The following is an 18,171-nucleotide window of genomic DNA, read 5'->3' as shown; positions in this document are numbered from 1 at the left end:
AGTAAAGTGCACCTTGGCGCGGCAGCGGGCGCCAGTAAAGTGCACCTTGGCGCGGCAGCGGGCGCTACTCCTCCCCCTCCTTGATACGGCGCTTCGGCCTGGCGGTAATGCGCCAGTCCTGGCCCACGGCGCGGATATCGAGGATATCCAGGCCGCGCTGATGCGCCATGGTCTCGATGCCGGCGAGCTGGAACAGCGGCCGAGCATCGCCGCCGAGCAGAGTGGGTGCCACGAACAGCTGCATCTCGTCGACCAGGCCGGCATCGAGCATGGCGCCGGCCAGGGTCGCCCCGGTCTCAAGCAGTACCTCATTGGCCTGCTCGACCTCGGCAAGATGGCGCAACAGGGCCTCAAGGTCGACTCGCCCCTCGCTGCCGGCGGGTAGTGTCAGCACTTCTGCCCCGGCACGGGTCAGCCGCTCGACTCGCTCATCCTCGGCTCCCTCCACGGCTACCACCAGGGTGCGCCCTGGCTCGGTAAGGCAGGCCGCCGCCTCGGGCAGCCGCAGGTGGCTGTCGACGATCACCCGCAACGGCTGGCGAGCGGCGATGGTGACGGCATCGTCGAGGCCGAGCTGGTCGGCGCGCACGGTGAGTCGCGAATTATCGAAGATCACCGACTCGACACCGGTAAGCACGGCGCTCGAGCGGGCACGCAGCCGCTGCACCTGACGGCGTGCCTCGGGGCCGGTGATCCACTGTGACTCGCCGGAGGACATGGCGGTACGGCCATCGAGACTCATGGCCATCTTAAGGCGCACGAAGGGGCGGCCATGATCCATGCGCAGGATGAAGCCGGGGTTGAGCGCCCGAGCCTGGGCCGCCATCACGCCGACCCTCACCTCGATGCCGGCATCACGCAGCAGGGCAACGCCGCGGCCGGCCACCTCCGGATTTGGGTCCTCCATGGCGACGACCACTCGCGCCACACCGGCCTCGATCAACGCCACGGCACAGGGACCGGTACGCCCCTGATGGGAACAGGGCTCAAGTGTCACATAGGCGGTGGCGCCGCGGGCTTCCTCGCCGGCCTCATGCAAGGCGTTCACTTCGGCATGGGGCTCACCGGCACGGGCATGGTAGCCCTGCCCCACCAGGCGGCCGTGTTTGACCAGCACACAACCCACACGTGGATTGGGGTGTGTCGTATAGAGGCCGCGCTGGGCCAGCTCGAGGGCGCGAGCCATCCAGGCTTCGGCAGGCGTAGGGTGGGCCATGGGGGCTCCGTATCAGCGAGGGGGCGTCTGGTCGGGGTCCTGGGCGAGACGCTCGATCTCTGCGCGAAACTCATCGATATCCTGGAAGCGTCGATAGACCGAGGCAAAACGAATATAGGCCACCTGGTCGAGACCGCGCAGCGCGGCCATGACCGCCTCGCCGATATCACGCGCATGAACCTCACGCTCGCCACGAGCACGCAGGGTCTGACGAATGCGTTGCACCGCGGCCTCGATCGCCTCGGCACTTACCGGACGTTTCTCAAGCGCGCGCAGCATGCCAGCGCGCATCTTCTGCTCGTTGAAGGTTTCGCGGGAGCCATCACCCTTGATCACCCGCGGCATGATCAGCTCGGCGGTCTCGTAGGTGGTGAAACGTTCACCGCAGGCCACACACTGCCGCCGCCGGCGCACCTGGTCCCCTTCGGCGACCAGCCGCGAATCGGTGACCTTGGTGTCGTGGGTGCCGCAGAAGGGACAGTGCATGACAGGGTTCCAGAACGAAGAGACGGGACTCGTCGCATTGTAGCGACTCGAGTCCCGTTCGCACAGCAGTGCCGATCAGTGACCGGAGTGCGACATATCCTCTGGCTGATGGTCCATCTGATCGTGATTCATGGTCTCGATCCGGCGCACCGGCGCCTCGAGCTCCAGGGTCTGGCCATCATCGAAGGTCAGGCTGAGCGTCACCTCGTCACCCTCATGCAAGGGGGCCGCCAGGTCGATCAACATCAGGTGATAACCGCCCGGGGCCAGGCTGACACTCGCGTTGGCCGGTACCGGAACCGCCTCAACCCGGCGCATCTGCATCACGCCATCGACATCCACATGGTTGTGCAGCTCCGCCACCCGAGCGGCCGGAGTGCTCGCCGCCACCAGAGAACGGTCGGCTTCCCCTTCATTATGCAGCACCATAAAGGCGGCCGTGGTGGTCGAAACCGGCGGCACGGCGCGCACATGGGCACCTTCGACTCGCAGCGAATCGGCCAGTGCCGCGGAGCTGGCCAGTGAGGCAAGCAGCGCCACCATGGGGAGGCGCCATGACATCGGGGAGCGTGGCAGCATGCGGGGTGTTCCTTCAGTTGGACAAAGGTCAAGGCTCAGGCCAGAAGCTTAGGCCAGGTTGAGGCGCCTGTTCACCCTTGCGACATAACGCCTCAGCACGGCGCCGGTTAATGCAGCGCTAATCACTGGCTGTCAGGCTCGGCCTTCGGCGGTGTGAACGCCGCCGAACTCACTGGCAAGGAGCACCTCCCATGCAGGCATTGAACCAGAGTATCGCCGTGGGCCCCATGGGCTTCTCCATCGGCCAGCTGTTGATCATCCTGGCCTTCGGCGTCGCCCTGCTGGCCGGGGCGCTGATTGGCCGTCGCCATCACACCCCCACGGCCGACACGCTCTTCAACCTGCTGCTGATCGCGCTGCTCGGTGCCCGCCTGGTGTTCGTGACGCGCTACTGGAGCAGCTACGACGGCATCCTCTCGCTGCTGGACCTTCGCGATGGCGGCTTCGACCCCATGGGCGGGCTGGTAGTCGGTCTGGGATACGCCACCTGGCGGCTGTGGCGCTCGCCCCGCCAGCGCCTTCCGCTGGGCGGCGCCCTGCTGGCCGGCCTCCTCGCCTGGGGGCTGACCGCCGGCCCCCTGCTGCTGATCGAGCAGCAGGGCCGCCCGCTCCCCGACACGCCCCTGACCACCCTGGCGGGCGCTCCTACCGACCTGCCAGAACTGGCCGAGCGCGAAGCCAAGCCGCTGGTGGTCAATCTCTGGGCCACCTGGTGTCCACCGTGCCGCCGCGAGATGCCGGTATTCGAACAGGCCCAGCACGAGATCGGCGACATCACCTTCGCCTTCGTCAACCAGGGCGAGAACGTGTCGCTGGTGAACCGTTTTCTCGACGAGCAGTCTCTGCAACTGGACAACGTGCTGCTCGATGCGCACACCGCCCTGGGCGACGCGACCGGCGCCATGGCCCTGCCCACCACCCTTTTCTACGACGCCGAGGGGCAACTGGTGAACACCCACTTCGGCGAGCTCTCCCAGGCCACCCTGCGCCAGGGGCTGGAGCGCCTGCGCTGACAGGGATATCGCCGTTATCGCCAGGCTGATAGCGAAAGGCGCCGGGGACAGGTCGGAGAGGGGGTCCGAGGTCCAGGGATGGCCGAGGTAGCCTACAGGGAGGTACTCGTGGCGCCCCCTCGACGGTCCGGCGCTCCGGGGCCTGTCGCCGGAAAAGCCTTGAGCGTTACTGCTATCCGCGATAGCACGGCCTGCGCTAATGCCTGCGCCGAGACAGCGTAGCTTGATCTTCACGACAACCGCACAAGGACCTAACCATGCGACACCTCCTCAGGATGCCTGCCCTCGCGGTGCTGACCCTGACCTTCACGGCCCCCGCCGTGGCCAATGACGCCCCAAGCGTCGACGACCTGCCGGCACCCGTGCAGGCCCTGACCGACCAGGGCCTGACCATTCATGGCCAGTTCGAGGCGCCGGCCGGGCTGACCGGCTACGGCGCCAGCCACTCCCGCGGCGAGGTGGCCGTCTACCTGCTGCCGGGCGGCGAGCACGCCATCATCGGCACCCTGGTCGATGCAGAAGGCACCAATCTCTCCGAACCCCAGCTGGACAGGCATGTGCGAGCCGCCCAGTTCGCGGAGGTCTGGCAGGACCTGGAAGCGAGCCACTGGATCGCCGATGGCAGCCCCGATGCCGAGCGTATCGTCTACACCTTCACCGACCCCAACTGCCCCTACTGCCGTCAGTTCTGGCACGAGGCCCGCCCTTGGGTCGAGGCCGGCCAGGTACAGCTGCGTCATATCATGATCGGTGTTCTCGCCTCGGACAGCCCCGCCAAGGCCGCCGCCCTGCTCGGTGCCGAGGACCCCGCCGCCGCCCTTCACGCCCACAGCGGCGAGGGCGACGAGATCGAAGCGGGCCCCCAGTCACGCGAGATCGAGGAGCAGGTCTACGCCAACAACCAGCTGTTCGACTCGCTGGGTTTCATGGCCACGCCCACCACGCTCTACCGCGATGGTGACCGTGTCGACCGCGTCGAGGGGGTCCCCAGCCCCGAGCGCCTCGAGGAGGTCATGGGCGGCCCGGCGCCCTGAGCCGCCAGCGAAGCGACGCTGTTGGCAACGTCTGTTCGCAAAAGCGCCCCGCTGCCTCCCGGGCAGCGGGGCGCCTCGCGTTCGGCTGACAGGAATCAGCCGTCGAGTGGGACGGGATTCTCGCCGAAGTTGTCATGATCCCCCAGGCGCTTGCCGTCGACCTTCTGACCATAGAAGCCATGATGGTCATGGAAGATCTCGGCGGTCTCATCCAGCGTGTCGAGGGTGCGACGACGCGGGTCCTGGGGCCGCTCGTGGCTGTTGATGAAGGCCGCCACATCCCAGGCTTCCTGATCCGTCAGCGAGTAGGGCTTGCCCAGGGGCATGTTGGCCTTGATGAAGTTGGCCGCGGTATTCACACGATGCATGCCGGCTCCCCAGTTGTAGGCGCCATCGCCCCACAGCGGCGGGAAGACCTGGCGCTCGCCGACCTTCTGCCCCTGGCCCTCATCGCCGTGACAGACCGCACACTGCTGGGCATACACCTCGGCCCCGCGCTCGCGGTCGGCCCCCTGCTCGGTCTCCTCGAGCTTCGGATACCCGCGCCCGGGCAGCGACTCGTTGATCGGCGCTCCGGTAGCCATCCAGTGCAGGTAGGTCTGCATCGCGACCAGCGGCTCGCTGTCATTCTCCGGTGGCTTGCCGTTCATGGAGTAGGTGAAGCAGCCCTGAATACGCTCGGCGAGCGTATTGACCTTGTCGTTCTTGCCACGGTAGGCGGGATAGACGCCGAAGGAGGCCCACATCGGTGCCGAGTTGGCGAGCCGACCGGCATCGAGGTGGCAGTTGGCGCAGTTCTGCTCGTTGAAGACATACTCGCCACGCAGCGCCTGGGTGTTGACGAAGAGATCACGTCCCTTGCGCACCATATCGCCATACTGGTTGTCGGGAATGTCGCGCTCCAGGGGTGGCTGGAAGGTGACCTCCCCCGCCGGGGCCTCGGGCAGCGGGATCTGGTAGTCACGCTGGACCTCATCATCCTGGGCCAGTGCGGCCAGGGGCAGGCCGAGCGCCGAGACCAGGGTGCCGGCCATCAACAGGTGGAATCTACGCTGGCTCATTGACCATCCTCCTCTTGTGCCGCATCGCCCTGCGCGGCGATGCGCTCCGGCAGGGTGGCATAGTAGTCGGCTATCAGTTCGATCTGCGCCTCGTCGAGGCGCTCGGCGATCCCCACCATCAGGTCGTTGGGGTCGTTATGGCGCTTGCCTTCGCGCCAGGCCTCGAGCTGGCTGACGATATATCCCGCATGCTGACCCGCGAGCGGCGGGAAGCTGTCCCCCACGCCCTGACCATTGGGCCCATGGCACTGGCTGCAGGCCGGAATCATCCTGCCCTCGGCCCAGTCACCGCGCTCTGCCAGCCACTCCGCCTCGTCATTCGGGTCGGCGGCATGATAGGCGGTGGGGAGCTCGGGCCAGGGCTCGAGTTCGGCATAGTAGGCCGCCACATCGGCGATCTGCTGGTCATCGAGCATGTTGGCGAACGGCATCATGCTGGGGCTCTCGCGACGCCCCTCCTTGATGTCGTGCAACTGCTTGACGATATAGGCCGCCGGCAGCCCGGCCAGTCGCGGCCATGACTCGCCGTTGGGGTTGTTCATGCCCATGCCATCGGCCTGGTGGCAGGCCACACAGGTTCCCGCGGCCGCCTCGCCCCGCTCGGCATCCCCCTCAAGCGCCACGGCCTGACTAGCAGCCAGCCCGGCACCCAGCAGCAGGCCGAGCCCACTCGCGATCCTCTTGCTGGTCATCGGTCTTCTCCTTGTCGTGTCATGCCCTCGCCGGGGCAACCTCACTCGCCTGGACCGGGAGGGTCAGGCGCGCTTCCAACCCACCCCGCGCGGGGCTGGCAAACTCCAGGTGGCCGCCGAAGCGCTCGGCGATCGCCACCACGATGGTCAGGCCCAGGCCGCTGCCGTGCTGCTTGCTGGCACGCCAGAACCGCCTGGCCATCTGCTTCATGACGTCCTCATCGACCCCGGGCCCCTGGTCGATCACCCTGAATGTCAGGTGCGTGCGATTATCGCTCTCCACGTCGAGGGTCACTCGCGATGCCTCGCCACCGTGGCGCAGGGCGTTGTCGACCAGGTTGCGCAGCGCGGTGACGGCAAGCTCCCGCGGCAGCGCCAGCGGGGCCTGTGGCCACGCCTCGGGCAACTCGAAGCGGGAGGTCTCAGCACCGCTGTCGCGCAGCGCGAGGGCCACCACCTCCGCGGGTCGACACAGAGTGCCATCCTCGAAGGCCAGCCGGCCCTCCACCCGGGCCAGCATCAACAGCTGGTCGAGAATTCGTGCCAGACGCTCGACGCCCTCCTCAGCGTAGATAACGGCATCGCGGGCGGCCCTGCCCTCTACGCGGCCCGCCACCTGCAGATGGGTCTTGATGGCGGTGAGCGGCGTGCGCAGCTCGTGGGCCGCATCGTTGGTAAAGCGCTGTTCGCGCACGATGGCCTGCTGGACGCGAGCCAGCAGGCCGTTGAGGGTTTCCACCAGCGGGCGCAGCTCGCCGGGTACCCCGTAGGTGGCCACCGGCGCCAGGGCCTCCGGATGACGCCGGGCCAGAGAGTCACGCAGCCGGGCGATGGGCGAGAGTCCGCGCACCACCCCGATCCATAGCGCCACCATGCTGCCCAGCATGGCCACCACGAAGGGCACCGTGGCCACCTTGATGACATTGCCGAGCAGCATATCGCGCTCATCCATGCGATCGGCGGTGGTGATGGTCAACCCGTTGCGCTCGTAGGTGAACACCCGCCAGGTTACGCCCCCCTCTTCGCGGTAGGTGTGCCCGCCGGCCTCCCCCATCGCCAGTATCGACCCCAGGTCGCTATGCGTCCGCGCCATGATCTCGCCGCGGGGCGAGTGCACCTGACAGGCCAGCCCCTCGATGGGCGGGATCGACAGCGCCCGTCGATCGGCCTCGAGCCACACCTCCTGGGGTAGCTGTGCCATCAGCCCCGCGACCATCCGCGCCGACTGGGCGAGACGCTGATCGAGGGTGGCCACGAACTGCTCCTCCAGATCACGCAGCAGCCAGGCGGCGGCCAGCCCCCACAGCACCAGCAGGGTGACACCGAGGGTCGCCAGCAGCCGCGTGCGCAGGCTCACGATCGTTCCTTATCGGCTGACTCGCCGACCGACTCACCCAGCGGCGGTCCCAGCCGATACCCCAGCCCGCGCACCGTCTCGATCAGCTCGCTGCCGAGCTTGCGGCGCAGATGATGGATATGCACGTTGAGGGCGTTGCTCTCCACCTCCTCGCTCAAGCCGTAGAGGCTATCCTTGAGCTGGTCGGCCGACAGCACGCTGCGCGGCGCGTGCAGGAAGGCCTCGAGCAGCACCAGCTCGCGGCGCGACAGCGTCACCGGACGACCGTCGAGGGTGACCTCCCGGGCCAGCGAATCAAGGCACAGGGCGCCGTGCTCGATCAGCGGATGCGAGCGCCCCGCCGCGCGACGCAGCAGGGCCTGGAGCCGGGCCACCAGTTCGTCGAGGTCGAAGGGCTTGACCAGATAGTCATCGGCACCGCCCTGCAGCCCCGCCACCCGGTCGCTGACCGCATCGCGGGCTGTCAGCACCAGCACCGGGGTGGTCACCCCGCCGCCGCGCCACTCCATCAGCAGGTTCAGGCCATCGCCATCGGGCAGCCCGCGGTCAAGGATCACCACGTCGCTTGCGACACTCGCCAGGGCGCGACGCGCCTCGGTGATGGAGGCCACATGATCGACGACATAGTCGTGCATCGCGAGCCCGGCGCAAATGCCCGATGCCACCAGGGCATCATCCTCGATCAGCAGTACGTGCATGGCGTAAAGGTCCTCTGGTTGGGCATCATCTTGTCACCGGGCCATTAAGCCAGCGTTAATGATTGTCGTGAGTTAAACCGTTCCCGGCGAGCCATTGGTCGTAGACGTCGACGCCCCTGCAGGCGGCACCTGCGGGGGCGTCGCTTGACGCAGGTCAGGCTCAGCCTCGGGCAGGAATCGCCCTGGCCAGGAACCAGCCCGCCACCATCGCCACCAGCATGGCGACCAGCGGGGCAGTGAGCCCCCCCACGGAGGCGATGGCCGGCCCCGGGCAGTAGCCGGAGAGCCCCCAGCCGATGCCGAACAGCGCCGAGCCGCCGATCAGGCGGGCATCCAGGTCCTGACGGGTAGGCAGCTGGAAGCGCTCGGCAAACAGCGGGTTGGGGCGCCGCAGCACCAGCCGGTAGCCGATAAAGTTGGTCACCACGGCGCCGCCGAGCACGAACATCAGGGTCGGGTCCCAGGCACCGAAGAGATCGAGGAAACCCAGCACCCGCGAGGGGTCGGTCATCCCGGAGACGGCGAGCCCCAGGCCGAAGATCAGCCCGGCGATATAGCCCGCCACGGTTTTCATGGTCGACGGTTTCATGCACCACCTCCGATCACGTGCCGCACAACAAACACGGTGAAGATTGCCGCCACCAGGAAAGAGAGGGTCGCGACCATCGAGCGCACCGAGAGCCGCGCCAGGCCGCACACCCCGTGACCACTGGTGCAGCCACTGCCCAGCCCCGTTCCCAGGCCCACCAGCAGGCCTGCCAGCAGCATCAGCGCCACGCCGCCGGCGGGCTCGCCGATCACCTGTCCCGTGATATCGACGGCACCGCCGGCGACGTTGCCCAGGCCACCGCCGAGCAGCATCACCACGAGGGGGCCGCTGATCAGGCCGAGCAGGAAGGTCAGCCGCCAGGCACTGTCACCCTTGGGTCGCGCCGTGATCAGGCCGCCGATGATGCCACTGATGCCGGCGATGCGACCCAGGGTCGCCATCAGCCAGGTCGCGGAGAGGCCGATCAGCACGCCGCCGGCCAGTCCCTGCAGGGATGAGCTCCAGTCCACTCTTCTCTCTCCTTTGGTGCACCCGGGGGTGCGCTATTAAAGAACCATTCAGGACACGGCCACTGCTAGAGCGGAGTATTTGCCTGCAGCTCGGTACAGCGCCGTGACAGGCCGAGATCGCTCTCGCCACGCAGCTCGCGCCAGGCATCATAGGTGCTCAAGAACACCTCACCGGTCATCTCGTGACAGAAATCGGTGTGCTGCAGTCGATCCATCACCGGACCCTTCACCTCGGCCAGATGGAGGCATACGCCGGAGTCCCTGAGGCGCGCATTGATCGCCTCGAGGCTCTCCAGGGCCGAGGCGTCGATGACATTGACCGCCTGACAGGCCAGCACGATATGCTCGAGGCCAGGCTGGCGGGCCGCCAGCGCCATCACGGTGTCCTCCAGGTAACGCGCATTGGCGAAGTAGAGGCTCTCGTCGACCCGCAGGATCGTCAGACGCTCGTCGGTCTCCACCACATGGCGCTGCACGTTGCGAAAGTGCTCGGTGCCTGGCACCCGTCCGACCACGGCACTGTGAGGACGGCTGGTGCGATACAGATGCAGCGCCAGCGACAGGCCCACCCCGACCATGATCCCGCTCTCCACGCCGTCTGCCAGGGTCACCGCGATGGTGGCCAGCATGGCGGCGACATCCCCCTTCGAGTACGCCCAGGTGCGCCTGATCGCAGCGATATCGACCAGCGACAGCACCGCCACGATGATGGTGGCCGCCAGCGTGGCGATCGGCAGATAGGCAATCAGTGGGGTAAGGCACAGTGCCGCCACACCGATGCCTACCGCGGTAAAGGCCCCGGCGGCCGGGGTCTCGGCCCCGGCATCGAAGTTCACCACCGAGCGCGAGAAACCACCGGTCACCGGCATGCCACCGGTCAATGACGCGGCGATATTGGAGGTACCCAGCCCCACCAGCTCCTGGTCGGGGTCGATGCGCTGACGCCGCTTGGCGGCCAGGGTCTGGCCCACTGATACCGACTCGACGAAACCGACGATGCTGATCAGCAACGCCGCCACGAACAGTTCGCGCCACAGACCACTGTCGAAGCCGGGCAGGGTCAGGGGCGGCAGTCCCGCCGGCACCTCACCGACCACCGCCACTCCATGGCGATCCAGCCCCAGCCCCCAGCTCGCCAGGGTGGTGGCGGCCACGGCGAGAATCGGCGCCGCCCTGGTGAGCATGTCCGCCGGGCGCGCCGGCACGCCGAGGCGACGCAGGGCGGGTTTGAGCCGGCGCCGCGCGACATGCAGAAAGGCCAGCACTCCAAGCCCGACCAGCAGGGTCGGCAGGTTGACGCTACCCAATTGGCCGCCCAGCTCCACCACCAGCGCCAGCAGGTTATGACCGCTCGCCTCGACGCCCAACAGATGCTTGAGTTGGCTGGCGGCGATGATCAACCCCGAGGCGGTGATAAATCCCGAAATCACCGGGTGGCTCAGGAAGTTGGCCAGAAATCCCAGCCGCGCTACTCCCATCACGGTCAGCATCAGCCCCGACATCAGCGCCAGCGCCAGGGCCGCACCAAGATATTCCGGCGTGCCCTGAGGCGCCACCTGCCCCACCGCCGCGGCAGTCATCAGCGATACCACCGCCACCGGGCCCACCGAGAGGGTGCGGCTGGTGCCGAACACGGCGTAGATCGCCAGAGGCGCGATGCTGGCGTAGAGCCCCACCTCGGGTGGCAGCCCGGCCAGCATGGCATAGGCCAGCGACTGGGGAATCAGCATGATGGTGACGATCACCGCCGCCATCAGGTCGCTGGCCAGAGCACTTCGCCCGTAGTCGGGCAGCCACTGCAGGATCGGCAGATAGCGTTTCGGATTCACGCGGCTTGCCTCGGCACTCGCTGGTTGGAACGTGTTGTTAGAACATGTTGTTAGAGCAAGTTGCTAGAATGTGTTGATCGGCACCTTGAGGTAGACCTGGCCGTTGTCCTCGGCGGGCGGCATCTCACCGGCACGCATGTTGACCTGTACCGAGGGAATGATCAGTTTCGGCATATCCAGGGTGGCGTCGCGCTCGGTGCGCATCTTGACGAACGCCTCCTCACCGATGCCTTCGTGGACGTGCACGTTATGCGCGCGCTGCTCGGCCACGCTGGTCTCGTGCTGAAACTCCTCGCGCTCCGGCGCCTTGTAGTCATGGCACAGGAAGAGTCGCGTCTCGTCGGGCAGCGCCAGCACCTTCTGGATGGAGCGATAGAGCATCCGGGCATCACCACCGGGGAAATCGCAGCGTGCGGTGCCGTAGTCCGGCATAAAGAGGGTATCGCCGACGAAGGCGGCGTCACCAATCACATAGGTCAGACAGGCCGGTGTATGACCCGGGGTGTGCAGCACCCGCCCCTCCAGATTGCCGATGGCAAAGGTATCACCCTCCTCGAAGAGGCAGTCGAACTGGCTGCCATCCCGGGCGAACTCGGTGCCGGCGTTGAACGCCTTGCCGAAGACCTCCTGCACCACGGTGATATTGGCGCCGATGCCGGTCAGCCCACCCAGTTGTTCGTGCAGATAGGGGGCGGCAGAGAGGTGGTCGGCATGCACGTGAGTCTCGAGGACCCACTCTACCTCCAAGGCGTTGTCTCGCACGAAGGCGATGATCTCGTCGGCGGAACGTACGTCGGTGCGCCCGGCGGCATAGTCGAAGTCGAGCACCGAGTCGAGGATCGCGCAGGACTTGCTGCTGGGGTCCTGCACCACATAACTGAAGGTGTTGGTGGACTCGTCGAAGAAGTGGGTCACGATGGGGAGGGGCGTGTTCGTCTTGGACATGGGAGATCGGCCTCCGTCGGATGTCGTATGGCGGTATACCGACAGCATAGACCACAATTCATTATAAGCATAGATTATTTTGCAATATGCAAGCGTCGCCACATGGCCACGCATACACCTGGAACGACACGGCTCCGAACCACACACGCACGGCGCCCGCGACCGGAAGGCCGCGGGCGCCGTCTTTCGTGAGCCGGCCGAAACCGGCGGTGACTACTTCTTGAGCTTGCAGGTGTTAACGCCCAGCAGCTTGTAGGCCGGGCAGAAGTTGAACAGGCCGGTGGCCAGCGGCACCACGCCGATCCAGCCCCAGGCACCGATGGTCCCAGTCAAGGCCAGCAGAATCAGCAGCGCTCCCACCACGATGCGCAGAATCTTGTCGATACCACCCACATTGCTTGTCATATCATGCTCCTCGGTAGATAAGCGTCAACGGCCTAGAAGGTGAAGACCGGAACGGACGGATCACGCATCAGCTCGGCAATCGGGCCTGGCGCCGCGACACCCACGCCATCCAGCAGCGCTTCCTGGCCAAAATCGCGGTTGGGGAGATAGATCGCACAGACGTCCACCTCGGCGCCGTTCTTCATCAGCATCTTCAAGATGCCCTCGGGCGTCACCTGAGCGCCAGGGCGGTCGAGGCCAATACGCCTTTTAAAGCCATGTACATAACAAAAAAATCTAAGCTAATTACCTTATTGGCGTTATCCAAGAGTAGTCTACCTGCGCGGCGTTGCCATGGGGCATGTGGCCACACCTTGATATAGGTCAAATAAATTCGGCGAGGGCTAGGCCGTCTGCCGCGCACCTATCAGCCGGTCGGTGAACCTCACGTACCAGGCCGTGGACGACGGCAAACGGCCGGTTGTCGCGGCACTACAGCTCGATTCGATCGCCGTAGCCCGGAATCTGTGCCTCGATATCGCTCTCGGCAAGCGCGGCCTGGAGCACCTTCTGGGTCTCGGGTTCGCCATGTACCAGAAAGAAGCGCGGATGGTTGCGGAAGGCGCCGGCCCAGCCGATCAGCTGGCTCTGTCCGGCGTGAGCGGAGAAGCCACCGATGGTGTGCACCCTTGCCTTAACCGCCAGATCCTGACCGAGTACGCGGATGCGTTCGGCGCCGTCGACGATCTGGCGACCGATGGTGCCACCGGCCTGGAAACCGACGATCACCAGCCGGGTGGCCGATGCCTCCAGGTTGTAGCGGAAGTGGTGGACGATGCGGCCACCGTTGCACATGCCGGCACCGGCGATGATGATGGCCCCGCCACGGATGCGGTTGATAGCCATGGACTCCTCCACCGTGCGCGTCATGCGCAGTACCGGCAGATACTGTGCAGTGTCACCGCTGGACGCCTTGTTGAGCACCTTGAGATCCTCGGGATCCAGCGCCTTGCGCGCCCGATGGTAGAGCTCGGTGACCTTGATCGCCATGGGACTGTCGAGAAACACCAGCTGCTGGCGCAGGCGGCCCTGGTGATAAAGCACACTGAGGTGATAGAGAATCTCCTGGGTGCGTCCCACCGCGAAGGCGGGAATCAGCACATTGCCACCGTCGGCATGCGCCTCCTCCAGCACGCTGGCAAACTCCTCGATGGTCTCCTCCAAAGGGCGGTGATCACGATCGCCATAGGTGCTCTCCATCAGCACCAGGTCGGCATCGAAGACCTTCTCCGGCTCCTTCATCAACACCGAACTGGGGTTGCCAAGGTCCCCCGAGAACACCAGACGCTTCTGCTGCCCACCGGAGGGGATGGTAAGCTCGACGATGGCCGAACCGAGGATATGCCCCGCATCGCGAAATACCAGGGTCACCCCGCCGGGCAGGTGCACCGGCTGGCCATAGGGGTGAGAGACGCACTGAGACAGCGTCTGTTCGACATCGTCAATCTCATAGAGCGGTTCCAACAGCGGCTTGGCGTTGCGTTTGCGCCACTTGTTCTCCCACTCGATATCCTTGGCCATCACGAAGGCCGCATCCTGCAACATGATCTCGAGCAGATCCCGGGTGCCGCGGGTGCAGTGGATCGGACCACGGTAGCCCTCGCGCACCAGCTTGGGCAGCAGGCCCGAGTGGTCCAGGTGGCCATGGGAGAGCACCACCGCCTCGAGCTCTCCCACCAACTTGCCGAAGGGCGCCTCGTTGGCTCGGTCGGCATCTACCCCGCCCTGGTGCAGACCGCACTCCAGCAGCAATTTACGGGGGCGGCCGTTGCCATCTACCTCGAGCAGGTAACGGGAGCCGGTGACCTCCTTCACCGCACCCTGGAACGTCAGGGTCGACATGGATATGCCTCCTTTTCGCCATGGATTGCCATGGCTTTCCATGGCTTACTTTCCCTTCAGCATAATAGATCCACGCCTGCACGATACCTATCCTCAACAATGGATTCGCCCAAAGGATATTCGCCAGGCGTCTATTGCCAATAAAACGACAATTTCCTTGCCTAGCCCTGCCGGCAGTTTTAATCTATCAACACACGTAATTACCGTGCTTCAAACATGACCATTGAGAGCCATTACAGGATATCGACACCCCCTCATCTCGTGCTGGTCATGGGTGTCTCGGGGTCGGGAAAGTCTTTCATCGGCCGGCTACTCGCCGAGGCGATATCGGCCGATTTCATCGATGCCGACGACCACCACAGCCCTACCAGTATCGCCAAGATGTCGCGGGGTGAGCCCCTCACCGATGGAGACCGTGAAGGGTGGCTAGCGACGCTGGCCGACTTCTATCGCGACTACCGTCGCCAGCGTCGTGCACTGGTCATCGGCTGCTCCGCCCTCAAGCGTCGCTATCGCGACACCCTGCGTAGCGGTGCGCCGGAGTTGAAGATCCTCTACCTGGACGGCAGCCGCGAGCTTCTGCTGAAACGACTGCATACCCGACAGGATCACTTCTTCCAGGGTGACCATATGCTGGATAGCCAGCTTCAGACCCTGGAACCTCCGGACGACAACGAAGCCTTGTGCCTCGACATTGCCCTGCCTCCCCTGGAAATTGTAGAGAGATTCACCCAACATCTAAGCGCCTTATAGCTCACCAACTCCTTCCCTTCCCGAAACCTTATACAAAGAAAAGGAGGAGGCTTAGGCCTCCTCCTTTTGCTTCTTCCTGCACTCATCTATAGCGGCCATATTGCCAGCTGTGGCCAGACGAGAAGTGCCGCCAACACCAGTAGCTGAATCGCCATGAAGGGTAATACAGAAAGGTAGATATCCTTCAGACTGATTTCCGGCGGGGCCACGCTCTTCAGATAGAAGGCCGCGGGTCCGAACGGCGGCGACAGGAAGGAGACCTGCATGTTTACCGCGAACAGGATGCCGAACCAGATCGGGTCGTACCCCAGCTGGGTAACGATGGGCAGAAAGATCGGCAGGGCCAGCATGGCGATGCCGATCCAGTCGAGAAAGAGCCCGAGCACCAGCATGATCGCCATCATCACCAGGATGATGACGATGGGCGCCACCTCCATGCCCAGGATCATCCCCGAGACGAAGCGGTTGCCACCCATCAGGTTATAGACTCCCACCAGGGCCGCGGCACCGATGCCGATCCAGATGATCATGCCGCAGGTATTGAGCGTCTGGCCAAGGCTATGATGCAGCATGCCGATACTGAACTCGCCACGCAGCACGATGGCCAGCATGACCCCGAACACCCCCATGGCCGCCGCCTCGGTCACCGAGGCGATCCCTCCATAGATGGTGCCCAGCACCAGGAACGCGATCATGCCCGGAAGCAGAATCGCCTTGGCCGCCTCGAGCTTGCTGTCGAAGGGGTTGTCCTGGGTATCGGCAGACAATGGCGGCCCCATCTCGGGATTCTTCAGACAACGCACCAACACGTAGGCGATGTAGGAGCCCATCAGAATCACCGCCGGGGTGATCGCGGCGGTAAACAGCTCGGCAATGGAGACGCTGGCGATCAGGCCGTAGATGATCAATACGATCGACGGCGGCATCATGGTGCCCAAGGCGCCACCCGCACATACCACGCCGATGGAGAGCCGCTTGTCGTAGCCCAGGCGCAGCATCTGGGGCAATGCCAGGATGCCGAGCAGCACGATCTCGCCGCCGATAATCCCCGACAGCGCGGCGAGGAAGAAGGCCACCACGATGGTCTGCACCGCCACGCCCCCGGGTAGCCGCCCGGCAAAGACCCGCATGGCATTGAAAAGATCCTTGGCGATGCCCGAGCGGTCGAGCAGCGAGGCCATCAGCACGAACATCGGCACCGCCACCAGCGAGTACTCGGTAATGAAGCTGAAGACTCGACTGGTGACCAGCGGCAGCGCCATCTCGCCGAACCAGCCGAAGGTGAACACCATCGCCACCAGACCGGTGATAAAGGCCAGCGGCAGGCCAGTCACCAGCAGGCCGAAGATGGCGGCGATCATGACGATTGTGGCCGTCCCGATATCCATCAGCGCACCTCCTCGTTGTCGACCGACTCAGGGTCGGCAGGACGGGCACGCAGCGACTGCACCAGGTGGAGCAGCGCCTGCAACGTCATCAGCGCCAGGGCAAACAGGATCACCCCCTTCACCAGCGCCGGAAAAGGAGGGTTCCAGGAAGTTCCGGAGCGCTCCAGCTGCCACTCGCCGAACGGGTTGTGAGAGGCTCGCCAGAACATGTGAAAGGCGGCATAGCTCATGGCCAGGCAGAAGCCCAGGGTCACCAGGTCGTTGAAGCGATCCATCCAGCACTTGAGACACGGCCCGGCACTGTCATAGAGCACGCGCACGCGAATATGGGCATTACGGGCCAGGGCTGCGGGACCGGCCAGGGCAAAGCTCACCGCCACCAGGAAGACCACCGATTCGTGTACCCAGGAGGTCGGGGTGTTGAAGCCGTAACGCAGGAATACCTCGACCACGCTGATGGCCATGGCCACCAGCACCAGCCAGGCGGCACCGCGTGCGCCACGAGCCACCAGGCGATCCAGGGCGGTACGTTCGGAACCGCTCTTCTGGCGTTGTTCGTCCGACTCGCCGTGCCCGCGATGTCGGGATTCGTTTGGGGGTTGAGTCATGCTGTATCTCGGTCGAACGCCGCCCGGAAGGAGATCCGAGCGGCGACGTGGTGATGAACAAACCGGCTTACATCAGGTTGCGCGCCTGAAGAAACGCGACCACGGAGTCGTATACCTTCTGGTTCATCTCGCTGCGCTCGGCCCAGGCGGCCCACTCTTCCTTGGCAATGTTGCGGAACTTGGCGCGCTCCTCCGGGGCCATGTCGATCAGCTCGATCTCGGGATCCTGACGTGCCTCGGCCACGGCCTCGAGATCCAGCTTCTTGAGCTCGAACACCATCTCGTAGGCCAGCTTGTCCACCGAGGTCTCGAGGATCGCTCGGAGATCCTCGGGCAGCCCATCCCAGATCTCCTTGTTCATAGAGACGGAAACCATGGGCAGCGAGTGAAACCCCGGGTAGTTGGGGTAGTTGGCGAAGCTATGCAGGCCCTGGCTGTGGTTGGTGGAGAACACCGTGTAGTCGGCGGCATCGATCACCCCCTTCTCCAGTGAGGTGTAGACCTCGGAGCCCGGCAGGTTCACCGGGGCGGCACCGGCCTTTTCGAAGATGTTGTAGACCATGCCCTCCGGAGCGCGCACCTTGAGGCCCTCGAGGTCCTCAACGGTGCGGATCGGCCGGGTGGAGGGGAAGGACTCCAGGCCGGTGGCGGCGGCACCGATCAACTGCACGCCATACGGATTGACCAGCTCGTTGTAGAGCGCTTCGCCGCCGCCGTGGTTCATGTACTCGAGGAACTCCAGCGGATCCCCCCAGGCGCCGACCAGATTGCCGAGCATGCCAAAGGCCGGATCGCGGCCGGAAAAGTAGCTGGGATCGGTCAGGTGGCCCTGGAGGATACCGGACTGTACGGCGTCCAGGGTCTGGTTGGCCTGGACCACGGCGTTGACCGGCAGGATCTCGATCTCGATGCGCCCGCCGGACATGGTGTTGACGTTGTCGGCCCACGCCTTCTTGAGCTCGAACTGCGGCTCACCGGCGGTCTCGGAGGTCTGGAAGGTCCACTCGTACTCCGCTGCCTGGGCGGACAATGTCACGGCACCGAGGACGACGGCCGTGAGCCCCTTGAGGGCGAAGGTGGGTAACGGCTTGAGCAATGGCATGGATGACTCCTTGTTATGGTGTTCGAGCTAGCACATGGTTGGCGATTGCCGTGATGGCCGGACGT

Annotated in this window: 20 protein-coding genes; 3 read left to right on the top strand and 17 right to left on the bottom strand. The window is 65.0% G+C overall.

Annotated elements, in window-relative coordinates; genetic code table 11:
• Positions 1-64: 64 nt before the first annotated feature.
• The 3 genes from ribD to E0702_RS09330 form a co-directional block, all read right to left on the bottom strand.
• Positions 65-1,216 (bottom strand): bifunctional diaminohydroxyphosphoribosylaminopyrimidine deaminase/5-amino-6-(5-phosphoribosylamino)uracil reductase RibD, encoded by a 1,152-nt coding sequence (gene ribD, locus E0702_RS09340; protein ID WP_132043115.1) that lies wholly within the window; start codon positions 1,214-1,216, stop codon positions 65-67.
• 12 nt (positions 1,217-1,228) lie between these two features.
• On the bottom strand, positions 1,229-1,702 hold the full coding sequence (nrdR, locus tag E0702_RS09335; protein WP_132043113.1) for a transcriptional regulator NrdR: 474 nt from the start codon (positions 1,700-1,702) through the stop codon (positions 1,229-1,231).
• 75 nt (positions 1,703-1,777) lie between these two features.
• Positions 1,778-2,281: a copper chaperone PCu(A)C gene (locus E0702_RS09330; protein ID WP_205741914.1), complete on the bottom strand. Its 504-nt coding sequence runs from the start codon at positions 2,279-2,281 to the stop codon at positions 1,778-1,780.
• Positions 2,282-2,472: 191 nt separating this feature from the next.
• On the opposite strand from E0702_RS09330, the gene E0702_RS09325 reads away from it, so the two are divergent.
• Both E0702_RS09325 and dsbG read left to right on the top strand, forming a co-directional pair.
• A complete protein-coding gene (locus tag E0702_RS09325; RefSeq protein ID WP_132043111.1) occupies positions 2,473-3,294 on the top strand; it encodes a TlpA family protein disulfide reductase in 822 nt (273 codons plus the stop codon).
• Positions 3,295-3,551: 257 nt separating this feature from the next.
• Positions 3,552-4,328, top strand: coding sequence for a thiol:disulfide interchange protein DsbG (dsbG, locus tag E0702_RS09320; protein WP_132043109.1), 777 nt, complete (start codon positions 3,552-3,554; stop codon positions 4,326-4,328).
• Between the two features lie 95 nt (positions 4,329-4,423).
• On the opposite strand, the gene E0702_RS09315 is transcribed toward dsbG, so the two are convergent.
• The 11 genes from E0702_RS09315 to E0702_RS09265 form a co-directional block, all read right to left on the bottom strand.
• A complete protein-coding gene (locus E0702_RS09315; RefSeq protein ID WP_132043107.1) occupies positions 4,424-5,389 on the bottom strand; it encodes a c-type cytochrome in 966 nt (321 codons plus the stop codon).
• Positions 5,386-6,081 carry a c-type cytochrome gene (locus tag E0702_RS09310; RefSeq protein WP_132043105.1) on the bottom strand — a complete coding sequence of 232 codons (696 nt, stop codon included), beginning with the start codon at positions 6,079-6,081 and terminating at the stop codon, positions 5,386-5,388. The genes E0702_RS09315 and E0702_RS09310 overlap by 4 nt, the downstream gene beginning before the upstream one ends.
• Before the next feature lie 19 nt (positions 6,082-6,100).
• Positions 6,101-7,438, bottom strand: coding sequence for an ATP-binding protein (locus E0702_RS09305; protein ID WP_132043103.1), 1,338 nt, complete (start codon positions 7,436-7,438; stop codon positions 6,101-6,103).
• On the bottom strand, positions 7,435-8,136 hold the full coding sequence (locus E0702_RS09300) for a response regulator (protein ID WP_132043101.1): 702 nt from the start codon (positions 8,134-8,136) through the stop codon (positions 7,435-7,437). The genes E0702_RS09305 and E0702_RS09300 overlap by 4 nt, the downstream gene beginning before the upstream one ends.
• A gap of 160 nt (positions 8,137-8,296) precedes the next feature.
• Positions 8,297-8,725, bottom strand: coding sequence for a DUF6691 family protein (locus tag E0702_RS09295; protein ID WP_240721706.1), 429 nt, complete (start codon positions 8,723-8,725; stop codon positions 8,297-8,299).
• Positions 8,722-9,195 carry a YeeE/YedE family protein gene (locus tag E0702_RS09290; protein WP_132043099.1) on the bottom strand — a complete coding sequence of 158 codons (474 nt, stop codon included), beginning with the start codon at positions 9,193-9,195 and terminating at the stop codon, positions 8,722-8,724. Before E0702_RS09290 ends, E0702_RS09295 begins: the two co-directional genes overlap by 4 nt.
• 65 nt (positions 9,196-9,260) lie before the next feature.
• Positions 9,261-11,024 carry a SulP family inorganic anion transporter gene (locus E0702_RS09285; protein ID WP_132043097.1) on the bottom strand — a complete coding sequence of 588 codons (1,764 nt, stop codon included), beginning with the start codon at positions 11,022-11,024 and terminating at the stop codon, positions 9,261-9,263.
• Between the two features lie 63 nt (positions 11,025-11,087).
• Positions 11,088-11,969, bottom strand: coding sequence for an MBL fold metallo-hydrolase (locus tag E0702_RS09280; protein WP_132043095.1), 882 nt, complete (start codon positions 11,967-11,969; stop codon positions 11,088-11,090).
• A gap of 213 nt (positions 11,970-12,182) precedes the next feature.
• Entirely contained in the window at positions 12,183-12,374 is a 192-nt protein-coding gene (locus E0702_RS09275) for a YgaP family membrane protein (RefSeq protein ID WP_132043093.1), read from the bottom strand.
• Positions 12,375-12,406: 32 nt separating this feature from the next.
• The gene (locus E0702_RS09270) at positions 12,407-12,571 is read right to left on the bottom strand and encodes a hypothetical protein (protein ID WP_237561954.1); all 165 of its coding nucleotides are present in this window, start codon (positions 12,569-12,571) and stop codon (positions 12,407-12,409) included.
• 274 nt (positions 12,572-12,845) lie between these two features.
• A complete protein-coding gene (locus E0702_RS09265; RefSeq protein WP_132043091.1) occupies positions 12,846-14,255 on the bottom strand; it encodes an MBL fold metallo-hydrolase RNA specificity domain-containing protein in 1,410 nt (469 codons plus the stop codon).
• A 216-nt stretch (positions 14,256-14,471) separates the two neighbouring features.
• Between E0702_RS09265 and E0702_RS09260 the strand changes: the two genes are divergently transcribed.
• A complete protein-coding gene (locus E0702_RS09260) occupies positions 14,472-15,008 on the top strand; it encodes a gluconokinase (RefSeq protein WP_132043089.1) in 537 nt (178 codons plus the stop codon).
• 86 nt (positions 15,009-15,094) lie between these two features.
• Here E0702_RS09260 and E0702_RS09255 read toward each other — a convergent pair whose 3' ends face one another.
• The 3 genes from E0702_RS09255 to E0702_RS09245 form a co-directional block, all read right to left on the bottom strand.
• Positions 15,095-16,396 carry a TRAP transporter large permease gene (locus tag E0702_RS09255; RefSeq protein WP_132043087.1) on the bottom strand — a complete coding sequence of 434 codons (1,302 nt, stop codon included), beginning with the start codon at positions 16,394-16,396 and terminating at the stop codon, positions 15,095-15,097.
• A complete protein-coding gene (locus E0702_RS09250; RefSeq protein ID WP_132043085.1) occupies positions 16,396-17,004 on the bottom strand; it encodes a TRAP transporter small permease subunit in 609 nt (202 codons plus the stop codon). The genes E0702_RS09255 and E0702_RS09250 overlap by 1 nt, the downstream gene beginning before the upstream one ends.
• A gap of 67 nt (positions 17,005-17,071) precedes the next feature.
• Positions 17,072-18,106 (bottom strand): TRAP transporter substrate-binding protein, encoded by a 1,035-nt coding sequence (locus E0702_RS09245; RefSeq protein WP_132043083.1) that lies wholly within the window; start codon positions 18,104-18,106, stop codon positions 17,072-17,074.
• Between the last annotated feature and the right edge of the window lie 65 nt (positions 18,107-18,171).

Origin of the sequence: Halomonas marinisediminis (genome assembly GCF_004347715.1) — a bacterium.
Taxonomy (GTDB): domain Bacteria; phylum Pseudomonadota; class Gammaproteobacteria; order Pseudomonadales; family Halomonadaceae; genus Halomonas; species Halomonas icarae.
This window is presented reverse-complemented; position numbering and strand designations above follow the sequence as displayed.